This is a genomic window from Alteromonas genovensis (assembly GCF_010500895.1).
GTDB lineage: Bacteria > Pseudomonadota > Gammaproteobacteria > Enterobacterales > Alteromonadaceae > Alteromonas > Alteromonas genovensis.
Genome location: NZ_JAAAWO010000009.1, coordinates 42,422 through 54,806, shown reverse-complemented (window position 1 = coordinate 54,806; position 12,385 = coordinate 42,422). Strand labels below are relative to the sequence as shown.

9 protein-coding genes and 1 tRNA gene are annotated in these 12,385 nt (G+C 45.4%); 8 read left to right on the top strand and 2 right to left on the bottom strand.

Annotated elements, in window-relative coordinates:
• The first annotated feature begins 2 nt into the window (after positions 1-2).
• Positions 3-1,007, top strand: a complete 1,005-nt coding sequence (gene hemB / locus GTQ48_RS12360) for a porphobilinogen synthase (RefSeq protein WP_163106972.1) — start codon at positions 3-5, stop codon at positions 1,005-1,007.
• Between the two features lie 101 nt (positions 1,008-1,108).
• Here hemB and GTQ48_RS12355 read toward each other — a convergent pair whose 3' ends face one another.
• Positions 1,109-2,620 carry a Ppx/GppA phosphatase family protein gene (locus tag GTQ48_RS12355; RefSeq protein ID WP_163106971.1) on the bottom strand — a complete coding sequence of 504 codons (1,512 nt, stop codon included), beginning with the start codon at positions 2,618-2,620 and terminating at the stop codon, positions 1,109-1,111.
• A gap of 13 nt (positions 2,621-2,633) precedes the next feature.
• Positions 2,634-3,920: an ATP-dependent RNA helicase RhlB gene (gene rhlB / locus GTQ48_RS12350; RefSeq protein WP_163106970.1), complete on the bottom strand. Its 1,287-nt coding sequence runs from the start codon at positions 3,918-3,920 to the stop codon at positions 2,634-2,636.
• A 100-nt stretch (positions 3,921-4,020) separates the two neighbouring features.
• Between rhlB and trxA the strand changes: the two genes are divergently transcribed.
• The 7 genes from trxA (at position 4,021) to GTQ48_RS12315 (ending at position 12,350) form a co-directional block, all read left to right on the top strand.
• The gene (gene trxA / locus GTQ48_RS12345; protein WP_032095435.1) at positions 4,021-4,347 is read left to right on the top strand and encodes a thioredoxin TrxA; all 327 of its coding nucleotides are present in this window, start codon (positions 4,021-4,023) and stop codon (positions 4,345-4,347) included.
• Between the two features lie 268 nt (positions 4,348-4,615).
• Entirely contained in the window at positions 4,616-5,881 is a 1,266-nt protein-coding gene (gene rho, locus GTQ48_RS12340) for a transcription termination factor Rho (protein ID WP_032095483.1), read from the top strand.
• A 210-nt stretch (positions 5,882-6,091) separates the two neighbouring features.
• Positions 6,092-7,390 (top strand): amidohydrolase, encoded by a 1,299-nt coding sequence (locus tag GTQ48_RS12335; protein WP_163107044.1) that lies wholly within the window; start codon positions 6,092-6,094, stop codon positions 7,388-7,390.
• A 21-nt stretch (positions 7,391-7,411) separates the two neighbouring features.
• Positions 7,412-10,246, top strand: coding sequence for an ATP-binding protein (locus tag GTQ48_RS12330; RefSeq protein WP_163106969.1), 2,835 nt, complete (start codon positions 7,412-7,414; stop codon positions 10,244-10,246).
• Positions 10,247-10,585: 339 nt separating this feature from the next.
• A complete protein-coding gene (gene purE, locus GTQ48_RS12325) occupies positions 10,586-11,080 on the top strand; it encodes a 5-(carboxyamino)imidazole ribonucleotide mutase (RefSeq protein ID WP_032095432.1) in 495 nt (164 codons plus the stop codon).
• Positions 11,077-12,213, top strand: a complete 1,137-nt coding sequence (locus GTQ48_RS12320; protein ID WP_163106968.1) for a 5-(carboxyamino)imidazole ribonucleotide synthase — start codon at positions 11,077-11,079, stop codon at positions 12,211-12,213. The genes purE and GTQ48_RS12320 overlap by 4 nt, the downstream gene beginning before the upstream one ends.
• A 61-nt stretch (positions 12,214-12,274) precedes the next feature.
• Positions 12,275-12,350: transfer RNA gene (locus tag GTQ48_RS12315), tRNA-Thr, on the top strand.
• Positions 12,351-12,385 lie beyond the last annotated feature (35 nt).

The window sequence follows — 12,385 nt, the reverse complement described above, 5'->3', positions numbered from 1 at the left end:
CTATGACCACTTCGTTTCCCAATCGCCGAATGCGCAGACTTCGAGCTAAAGATGCTCTGCGTGGACTCGTTGCTGAGAATGCACTTTGCGTAGATGATTTAATTTACCCCGTATTCGTATTGCCTGGGCAAGACTCACGAGAGGCCGTCCCCTCAATGCCAGGCGTAGAGCGTCTTTCTCTCGACCTTTTATTGGAAGAAATGAAAAAGTGGGTTGGGCTAGGCATTCGCACATTTGCCCTTTTTCCCGTTACGCCAATGACATTAAAAACAGACTGTGCAAAAGAAGCGTTTAACCCTGATGGTTTAACGCAAACGGCACTTCGCGCGATAAAAAAAGCGTACCCAGACATCATGCTAATGTCTGATGTTGCTCTCGACCCATTTACGTCTCACGGCCAAGATGGCCTCATTGATAGCGATGGGTATGTGGTCAACGATGAAACGGTGGAAGTATTGGTAAAGCAGGCTTTATCTCATGCCGAAGCTGGCGCTGATATTGTGGCACCATCAGATATGATGGATGGACGCATAGGTCAAATTCGCCAGGCGCTAGAAAGCAACGGATATGTAAACACGTGTATTATGGCCTACTCAGCCAAGTACGCTTCGTCTTACTACGGGCCCTTTAGAGATGCCGTCGGCTCAGCTGCCAATATTAAAGGCGGCAATAAAAAAACCTATCAAATGGACCCTGCAAACTCCGATGAAGCCATTCATGAAATTGCCCTAGATATCGAAGAGGGTGCAGACATGGTAATGGTGAAGCCAGGCATGCCATATTTAGATATAGTGCGTCGCTGTAAAGATGAGTTTAGCGTGCCTACGTTTGCTTATCAGGTAAGCGGCGAGTACGCCATGCACCAAGCGGCTTTTGCCAACGGTTGGTTAAACGAAGATGAGGTGGTACTGGAATCGTTATTGGCATTTAAACGTGCCGGTGCCGATGGTATTTTGACTTACTTCGCCCCCAAAGCAGCAGAGCTATTGCGCAATAGTAATAAATAACACGTTAGGCATGAGTACAAACAAAAAGAGCTGCTTTAAAGCGGCTCTTTTCTTATGAAGTAATTTTTTTCTTATGTAGTGGCCTTACCTAACATCGCTCATTACAAACAAACCAGCTCACATCCTGCTTTGTGCTGCAGCCAGCACTCATTGGCTAGCTCGGCATTAATTAAAGGGTGAGACTTCAACCAACCTTCTGGAAAGGTAAGCGTCCACTTATCACCTTCACACAACAGTTTTACATCGGGAATATGCTTGTTTTGTCTGCGTAAACACAGCACCACGGCAATGCGTAAAACCCGAAGTAACCCTTTAAGCATAGGGCGGTAATCTTGGTGATAATTATCAAATATATCACTGGCAACATTTAACCGATGCTGAGACACAAGCTCTCTAATTGCTGAGCGCTGTAAACGGGTGAAGCCTGGTAAATCAATATAACTGAGTATATAGGCACCGTGTTCATGATGGCGCTTGTACTCAATATGCAGGCCAATTTCGTGAAGCTCTGCGGCTGCGCCTAAAATTGTCTCGGTATCGAGGTGACAAATATTCTGTTGACCACATAGTTGATAGCACAGCGACAGCGCCACTTGCTTTACCGTAGCTGCGTGAGCCGTGTCGATGTGGTAACGCTGTTTGGCTTGGTTTAGCGTCTGCTGGCGGCGGTCGTTATCGGTAACATTGTCCAACATGCCATAGATTAGGCCCTCACGCAGGGCGCCACCAGAAATGTTCATGTACTTGATATCAAGCGCTTCAAACAAGCTAATAAGAATAGCCAGTCCCGATGGAAATATTGCTTTGCGGTTTTCTTCTAACCCTTCAATAGTGAGTTGGTCGATAGAGCCGCATTCAACACACTGCTTTTGCAAGTGGTAGAGGTAATCGAGTCGAATAGCATCGCTGATCCCTTGAGCCACTAATATTTCAGTTATCGCCTGGGGCGTACCTGAAGCACCAAGACAGTTTTCCCAGTCAAAGCATAAAAAGGCGTTAGACACTTCACCAATAAGTGCATGTGCAGCTTTTTTTGCCTTATCAAAGTTGTCATCGGTTATGCTTCCCCCATGGAAATAGCGTTCCATAAAGGTGACACAGCCCATGTCTAAACTTTTCAAATGAATGGGCTGCATATCATTACCAATAATAATTTCAGTGCTAGCACCACCAATATCAATAACAAGGCTGTTGCCTTGATTGGCCGATGTATAGGCTACGCCGAGGTATATCTGTCTGGCCTCTTCTTCGCCGCTGATAACATTAAGCTTATGATTAAGGATTTCTTCGGCTTTGCGCACAAAAACGTGTGCATTGGTGGCAAGGCGCAGTGTCGCGGTTGCAACCACCTTGATATTTGAAGGGGGGATATCTTGTAATCTTTCAGAGAAAACTTGCAGGCATTTCCAACCGCGCTCCATGCTTGTGTCATCAAGCAATAATTGTTCATCAAGCCCGGCTGCTAATCGCACCTTCTGCTTAATTTTACCAATAATTTGAACGCTTCCATTGACCACATGGACGATCACCATGTGAAAACTATTAGAGCCTAGGTCAACGGCGGCATAATACTCGCCGTAGGTCTGGGCATCGTGCTGGAGTTCTGCCTGCATAGTGTCTCGTGTTTTATTTACTTGTATTTCGCTGCTGGGGTTTGCCGCGCCCACGGCTATTGCCTCTACGAGAAGAGTTTCGATTATTAGGCACACGCTTTCTGCGTGGCTTAGGAGGTGTTACCTCATCTAATAATGCGGTTCTGTCGTAGTCTGTAACCGGAATAGTTGCATGAATGTACTTTTCAATTGCCGGTAGGTTAAGCGCGTATTTTTCGCACGCAAAACTTATTGCAATACCGCTTCTTCCTGCTCGACCGGTACGGCCAATACGGTGCACATAATCTTCGGCATCGTCAGGCAAGTCGTAGTTAAATACGTGCGTTACCGCATCAATATGTAAACCACGAGCCGCCACGTCCGTCGCAACTAATATGTCTAATGCGCCCTTGGTAAAGTCTTCTAAAATACCAAGTCGTTTCTTTTGCGGAACATCGCCACTTAACAAACCAACGCGGTGTCCGTCTGCGGTTAGCCAATCTGTGACTTTCTCACAGCTGTGCTTGGTGTTGGCAAACACAATGGCCTTTTCCGGCCACTCTTCTTCTAAGAGCGTGAGAAGCAGCAACATTTTATCGTCATCTGACGGATAAAATAGCTCTTGGCTTACGCGGCTTGCAGTCGTTTGTTCAGGGGCAACTTGCACATGAGTAGGGTTATTCATGTGTTCATAGGCCAGCTCCTGTACGCGATAACTCAACGTGGCTGAGAACAGCATGCTAAGTCTTTCGTTTGCAGGTGGCATACGACGGAATAAAAAGCGGATGTCTTTAATAAAGCCCAAATCGAACATACGATCGGCTTCATCGAGCACGGCAACCTGAATATTTTTCAGCGAGAACACATCCTGTTTATAGTAATCCAGTATGCGTCCTGTCGTGCCAATAATAATATCCACCCCTTCTTCTAGGGTTTCACGTTGACTTTGGTAACCTTCGCCCCCATAAATCAACCCTAACGATATTCCAGTGTGCTCACTGAGCAGTTTGGCATCGTTATAAATTTGCACGGCAAGTTCTCGTGTAGGTGCCATAATAATGGCACGCGGACCGTCTAATTTGCTGTTACTTGAGTTTTCTGCTTTGCTTAGCAGGTAATGGAATGTAGCGACCAAAAACGCAATGGTTTTTCCCGTGCCCGTTTGAGCTTGGCCAGCAATATCGAGGCCTTCTAACAACGGAGGCAGTGCAAGTGCCTGAATTGGTGTACAATGCGAAAAATTCTCTGCCGTCAAGGCGTCAACGACTTTGCTGTTGATCGGCAGGTCAGAAAAATGAGTTTCAGTTAAATGAGTAGGCATAGCTTATAGCTTATCAGTGCTTGCATTAAAAAACAGTTTCTATATAACACTTATGGTAAGGCTGAGAAGACTCAGCGACAGACCAACAATGGAGAAAAGAATGAGCGACAAAATTATCCAGTTATCTGACGATAAATTCGAAGCAGATGTTATCAATGCTGACAGTCCTGTACTAGTTGACTTTTGGGCCGAGTGGTGTGGCCCCTGTAAAATGATCGCACCTATCTTAGAAGAAGTTGCGACCGAGTTTGATGGCAAGTTAACAGTTGGCAAGTTGAATGTCGATGAAAATAACGAAACTCCGCCTAAATACGGTATCCGTGGCATCCCAACGTTGTTACTTTTCAAAAACGGTAACGTTGCAGCGACAAAAGTGGGTGCGTTATCAAAAACTCAGTTAACAGAATTTCTCAACGAAAACCTGTAATTGATACAGAAAAGCCGGTGTAGGTAACCCCTACATCGGCTTTTTTCATCACACTAGGTAGCATTACACTTTAGGATAGTGAGCCCAATTTAATTAACATTTAGTGACCAAATCGCTGGACGTTGGTTAAATATAGTGCTAACTTTTCCCTCAGCGCTCATCCGAGCAGCATTCTGCAACTGTCCAAATCCGGGCGATACCAAATCTAAACGAGAACAGAGTGACCAAAAGTCCTGTAAGCGAAGCTCAAGCACAAAGACCCACCAGTATGAATTTAACCGAATTAAAGAATAAACCAATTAGCGAATTGGTTAACATGGCCGAGAAAATGGGCCTTGAGAATATGGCTCGCGCCAGAAAACAAGACATCATATTCTCTATCTTGAAGACGCACGCTAAAAGTGGCGAAGATATCTTCGGAGATGGAGTTTTAGAAATTTTACAGGACGGTTTCGGCTTCTTACGCTCAGCTGATTCTTCTTACCTCGCAGGTCCAGATGATATTTATGTATCGCCTAGCCAGATTCGTCGCTTTAATTTGCGCACTGGTGACACCATTGCAGGAAAAATTCGTCCTCCTAAAGACAGCGAACGTTACTTTGCGCTATTAAAAATTCGCGAAGTAAACTTCGACAAGCCTGAAAACTCGCGAAACAAAATCTTGTTTGAAAACCTGACTCCTTTGCATGCTGCAGATCGTTTGCGCATGGAACGTGGTAATGGTTCAACAGAAGATATTACTGCGCGTGTTCTCGATTTAGCATCGCCTATTGGTCGCGGTCAGCGCGGACTCATAGTTGCGCCGCCTAAAGCCGGTAAAACGTTGCTTCTACAGAATATTGCACAGTCTATTGCTGCCAATCACCCAGAATGTGAATTGATGGTACTACTTATCGACGAACGTCCAGAAGAAGTCACTGAAATGCATCGCCTAGTACAAGGTGAAGTGGTTGCCTCTACGTTCGACGAGCCAGCAAGCCGTCACGTACAAGTGGCAGAGATGGTTATCGAGAAAGCGAAACGCTTAGTAGAGCATAAAAAAGACGTGGTTATTCTTCTCGATTCAATCACTCGTCTTGCTCGTGCCTATAACACGGTTATTCCATCATCAGGTAAAGTACTTACCGGTGGTGTAGATGCAAACGCACTTCATAAGCCAAAGCGTTTTTTTGGTGCTGCCCGTAACGTTGAAGAGGGGGGTAGTTTAACTATTATCGCCACAGCACTTATCGATACCGGCTCTAAAATGGATGAAGTTATCTACGAAGAGTTTAAAGGTACCGGTAATATGGAACTTCACCTTAATCGCAAAATTGCGGAGAAGCGTGTGTTCCCAGCTATCGACTTTAATCGTTCTGGCACACGTCGTGAAGAGCTACTTACAAAACAAGATGAACTACAGAAAATGTGGATCTTGCGTAAAATTGTTCATGAAATGTCAGAAATCGACGCGATGGAGTTCTTAATTAGTAAGCTCTCTATGACGAAGACGAACGATGAATTCTTCGATGCAATGCGAAGACAAAGAAGCTAGCACTCGCTAAGAATATGATGAAGGCGCCTATTGTGAAGGCGCCTTTTTTGTATCTGTTTATGTCTACAGGCTCATGTATTGAGAGTATTAGACTTCCGTATAATGTTTTTGTATTTGTCGATGCGTTATTTTTCCCTTCTCAGCTAAGGTTGGTGGTGTGTTCTTTTACCAGATGATCTATTCTGGCTAAAACAACAAAGGAGAAACATGATGATTAGGAAGTTAGCAACGTTAACCTTCGCAAGTTTAGCAGTGTCAACCAGCGTATTTGCTGCAGCTGTCGATGTTGACAGTTTGGCCACCAATGTAGAGCCAGATGTCATTAAATGGCGTCACCACTTTCACCAGTTCCCCGAGCTGTCTAACCGCGAATTCAAAACCGCAGACTATATTGCGAATTACCTCACCTCCCTGGGCTTAGAGGTACAAACCGGCGTTGCAAAAACTGGCGTAGTGGCCATTCTCGACTCTGGAAAGCCAGGTCCTGTGGTAGCGCTTCGCGCCGACATGGATGGGCTGCCTGTTAAAGAGCAAAACCAATTATCCTATCGCTCTGAGCAGATGGGCGAATACAATGGAAATGACGTGCCGGTCATGCACGCATGTGGTCACGACACTCATATGGCCATGCTGATGGGCGCAGCTAAAATCCTAACCGGCATAAAAAGCGAACTTACTGGCAAGGTAAAGTTCATCTTTCAGCCAGCAGAAGAGGGCGCACCCGCGGGAGAAACCGGTGGTGCCGAAGTAATGGTAAAGGAAGGGGTACTTAAAAACCCTGATGTGGATGTGATTTTCGGTTTGCACATCAATGCAAACACTGATGTGGGCAAGGTGCGCTATAAGCCTGGTGGCACCATGGCTGCCGTAGATCCGTTTAAAATCGTTATTCACGGTAAACAGGCGCATGGCGCTTACCCGTGGAAAAGTGTCGATCCCGTCGTCACTGCCGCACAAATGATCATGTCTATTCAAACCATTGTGAGCAGAGAATTAAAGCTAGTTGACGACGCTGCTGTTGTTTCAATCGGCTCAATTCACGGTGGTAACAGGTCTAACATTATTCCTAATGAAGTTGAGCTTGTTGGTACTATTAGAACGTTGAATAAGGCTGCCCGTGAGCATATTTATGAGGCACTGCCTCGCAAGGTAAACGCCATCGCTGAAAGTATGGGAGCCAAAGCAGAGCTCACGTTACCGTTAGATTATTCCTATCCTATTACGTATAACGACCCCGCATTAACGCAAGCCATGTTGCCAACAATGCAGCGCACCGCCGGCGTTGAAAACACCTTGTTATCTAACCCTGTTACAGGTGCTGAAGACTTCTCTTTCTTCCAAGAGCAAGTGCCTGGCCTGTACGTGTGGGTTGGCGGAAAGCCTCTGAATGTGTCTGAAGAAGATAGCCCCGCTCATCATACCCCAGAATTTTATGTGGACGATGAAGGCATGAAGTTGGGCGTTAAATTACTCACTAACTTTACACTCGACTACATGGAGCAAAACTAAACATGGCGCTGGAGATGTTCTTTGGGTAAAACTCGTTTTGTTTTTAGTTGGTCTCTAGCGCTTAAAGCTTTTTTAGTATGCTTAGTGGGGGTGGGTATTAATGTATTGCCAGCTCCTTTTGATAGTTCAGGTATTGCCGTGTTTGGCTACGGCGCAGCGGTATACGCAGCACTTCGCTTTACTCCATATCTATCGATACCCATTGCGCTACTTATCAGTGCGCCTGTGTGGTTTGGCGATGGAAGTATCGTAGGAAAAGAAAGCCTCACTCTTCTTCCTATCGTTATAAGTCTGTTTGGATATCACAAGTCACTGAAACAGGTGATTAAAATAGGTGCGGGCTTTTGGTCTTTTGTCTTTGTACCTATTTTGGTACTAGAGCATTATTTCAATAACGGCGCCGATAACAGCGAAAGCCTCAATATAATAATGTCTGGGGTTATGGTTACCTGGTTAAGCGGTGCTTTTGGGTTAGTCACAGGCCATTTCGTTTATCTGGCCACTCATGGTTTAAGGCGAAATATTGCCTACGGGCCGGAGAAGGTTAAGCTTAATTTTCTTTTTAGCTACTTCTTTTCTGGCTGTTTCTTCGTCGGCTCCATGGCCGTAATTTACTTGTCGGTTGCGCTGTTTCAGCAACAGCAGGAGCGCCAAATTCAACAGTATATGGGTCAACGGGTTGCGGTAATGCAGCAACAGCTATCCGATTTCATTGAACAGCACCAAAGCGTTGTATCGGCTACGGCAAAAACGCTTTCAGGTAACACTACTGAAAAAGCATTAGACAAAGCGTCCTCAAAACAGCTGTCTATAATGGCCGCGTACTACCCTAACTTCATTACGTTTCTTATCGCTGATGAAGATGGCGACATTACCCATACTTACCCCACCAATTTAATTGATAAAGTAAAAGATGGCGTGCGCTCAAATGTCGCTTATCGCCCCTATTTTTCTGAAGTAATGGAATCTGGCGAGCCTTATTTATCCGATGTATTTCAAGGGCGTGGTTTTGGGAACGACCCTATTGTCGCCATTTCCGCTCCTATTAAAACAAGCAGCGACAACACCGTTGGTATTGTTGAAGGCTCATTGTCTCTTAAAAGTTTTACTGCCTTTGATGAACTCAGTTTACAAGGCTTTTCCTTGCTAATAGAAGACAGGAAAGGGGATGTAATATTTGCATCAAACGCGCTTAACTTAGAGCCGTTAAGCAAAGCGCCGTTTTATGAGTGCCAGCCAAAGTGTGATGTTGAAATAGATAATAGCGTAGGCGGAAAAAACTGGCTGCGGTTTAAGGGTGATATACCACAGGTTAACTGGACGTTAAGCTATTACTTCAACCGGGAATACCTGCAAGCCTCTATGGGCAGCTACCTGATGAAGGACTTGCTCTTACTGTTGTTGTTATCTGTCCTTGGTACATTGACTGGCTTTCTAGTCGCTCGAATAATCAGCATGCCCCTTAGACGACTCATTCGTTATATTGCTAAGTTTGACCCCAAAAGTACGCAGGGAAATAAACTCCCCAGTCGTGCATTTCACATTCAAGAGCTCACTGCATTAAACAATGAGTTTATAAGTTTGGAGCAGCGCTTACTGACAGCCTTTGATGAATTAGATAAGGCAAGGGCAAACGAGAAGCAGCTGAACGTAGAGTTAGGCGAGCTTAATCAGTCACTGGAAGCGCGTATAGAAGAAAAAACCCATCATTTAGAAAGCGCATTAAAATCTGCAGAAGCGGCGAATATTTCGAAAACCCAGTTTCTTGCCAACATGAGCCACGAAATTCGCACTCCAATGAATGGCATTATTGGTTCGTGTGAACTCATGTCAGAGTACGAACTGCCTGGTCATATAGCGTCACGAGCCAACACCATTTCGCGCTCGGCCACAAATTTGCTGCATATCTTAGACAGTATCCTCGACTGGTCTAAAATCGAGTCAGGCAAGATGGCAGTAGATTACCAAGATACACAGGTACGCGAACTGTTGTTAGGTGCCAAGGAGCTTTACGCCTACACGGCCAACGTGAAAGAAGTGGAGATTGACCTTCATGTGGATGACTCAGTTCCTAACGCACTAGCCCTTGATGCTGGCAAAGTTGGTCAAGTGGTTAATAACTTGCTGAGCAATGCGATTAAATTTACTAATGGCGGCACCGTTACACTAACGGCAAGTTATGCCGACAATACCCTTAATATTAAGATCACTGACACCGGAATTGGCATTTCAAAAGATAAGTTACATACTATTTTTGAGAAGTTTGAGCAGGCCGATGCCTCCACCACTCGCGACTATGGAGGAACGGGATTAGGCTTGCCAATAAGTAAAGGTCTTGTGGAACTGCTCGGTGGTGAAATGAGTGTAGAGAGCGTGCTGGATAAGGGCTCTACGTTTACGTTTTATATTCCTTGCAAAGAAAGTAAGCATGCAGTAGTCGCTAAAAGAACCGATGCTCAGCCTAGTATCGCAACCATACCCGATAACACCCATATTCTATTAGCAGAAGATAACGATATTAACGCCGAAATAGTCATGGATATGTTGTCTAGCGCTAACGTCCGCTGTATACGTGCTAAAAATGGTCAAGATACGTTAGAGGCAGCGAAAAAATATCCGTTCGATGTCATTCTCATGGATTGTCAAATGCCGGTAATGGATGGCCTGACAGCCGCATCGCAAATTCGCAAGCACGGTATAAACAAGGACACCGTGCGTATTATTGCGCTAACGGCAAATGCCTTTGAGGAAGACAGAAAGGCGTGTCTTAACGCGGGCATGGATGCGTACTTAAGTAAGCCTATTCGAAAGCGTGTGCTATTTAACTGTATTGCCAACGAACTCGCCGCTCTCTAGATATCTTGTCACAAGTCATTTAACGCGCAATTTGAAACGCCTTTCTACGGGCAATTGAAGTGGGAATTTTGCGCAAGTTACGCTACAATCGCGTGCTTTTCAAACTTGTCTATTTTACATAACCTGAATCCTGTTTAAAGAATGGTGCAAGCTTTTGTTCTATAAAATATAAATTAAAATTTCAAACTCAGTACTGCTAGAAATGCGAAGTGCAAGGCGCAAAAGTCACGTAATAGTCGTTCTATTACTTACTTTTGTAACGCAGTAATTCGCGTTTCTAGTGGTGCTGAGCGCCGTTTCTTAAACAGGATTCAGGTTACCTACTCCGAGGATCATTAGATGGCGAAAGTCGCGATTGTAATGGGTTCAACTTCAGACTGGCCTACCATGCAGCAGGCTGCAAAAATGCTGAAGTCGTTCAACGTCGAATTTGACGCGAAAGTCGTGTCGGCGCACAGAACACCAAACTTACTAGTGGAGTTCGCAGAGAGCGCTGCAGATGAAGGCTTTAGCGCCATTATTGCAGGTGCCGGCGGTGCTGCTCATTTGCCTGGCATGATTGCGGCGCATACTCATCTGCCAGTATTTGGGTGTCCGGTAAAATCAAAAGCACTTAGCGGTTTAGACTCATTGTTATCAATTGTGCAAATGCCTAAGGGCGTTGCCGTTGGTACGCTCGCCATTGGCGAAGCTGGCGCAGCTAATGCTGGGCTATTGGCCGCTCAAGTTGTTGCGTTGCAAGACGAGACAGTACGAGACGCGATTATTGCCTTTAGAAAAACTCAAACCGAGACAGTGCTAGCGTCAAGTAACACATTGGAGCTAGATGAATGAGAGTCGTCGTTTACGGTGCAGGTCAATTAGCACAAATGATGTATCTTGCGGGTAGCCCGTTAGGTATTGATGTTCAGGCCGTTGACGTAAACAACGACACGGTTGTTCATCCGGTAAGTAAAACTCCTCTAGATATCCCTCTTGATGAAGCGTTAGACGGTGCTGATGCGCTAACCGTTGAATTTGAGCACGTTCCCGAGCGCCTGCTTGAAGTTGCCGCGCAAACCAATAAGTTAATGCCGAATATTCAAAGTATTTTGGTGGGTGCAGATCGGGTTCGTGAAAAGCACTTGTTGCAGACTATGGGTGTGGCAAATTGCGAGCACAAAATTGTTACGCACTTAGACCAATTAGATGAATGTGTTGATGCGCTTGGCAGCAAGTTAATTTTAAAAGCCAGTCGCGATGGTTACGATGGTTACGGCCAATGGCGTTTGTCAGACGACGCTGAATTACCAGAGTTAAAGCAGTCTCTTCAGGGCCTAGATTTAGAAAATGTGCCTTTAGTTGTTGAGAAAATGGTTGCCTTCGACCGCGAGCTTTCACTCATTGGTGTGAGGAATGCCAAAGGTGATATTCGCACCTATCCACTTGCGGAAAACTTGCATCATCAGGGCCAGTTACATGTGTCTGTTGCGCCTGCAACAAACGTCGATGAGGCGCTACAACAACAAGCACACGATATCTTTACCACCTTGGCCGACGGTATGGATTATGTGGGTGTACTTGCCGTGGAGCTATTCCAAGTAAACGATACCTTATTGGTGAATGAATTAGCGCCGAGGGTTCACAACTCAGGTCACTGGAGTCAATCTGGCGCGGTCACCAGTCAGTTCGAGAATCATCTCAGAGCGGTGTGCGGATTGCCGTTAGGCGACACATCAGCGTTAGGGCCTAGTGCCATGGTGAATATTATTGGGTGCAGTAGTTTTTCTCGAGAGCTTTTGAGTATCGATGGCAGTCATCTGCATTGGTACGGTAAATCGGTAAGAGATAAGCGTAAGATGGGCCACATCAATGTGACTACTGATAGCTACCATCAGCTTGGTGAAAAGTTGATGGCACTTAGTCAGTACCTCCCCCTTGAGTACTTCCCAAAATTAGTTGCTGAGGCAACGCGATTAAAAGGTTGACAGTAACCATTTAATCGCTAGAATACGCATCCGCTGTCTAGGCAGCGGTTTTAAATAGTGTGCCGACTTAGCTCAGTTGGTAGAGCAACTGACTTGTAATCAGTAGGTCGCCAGTTCGATTCCGGCAGTCGGCACCATTTATCTTTGTTATTACGCATTTCTTACGTAATAT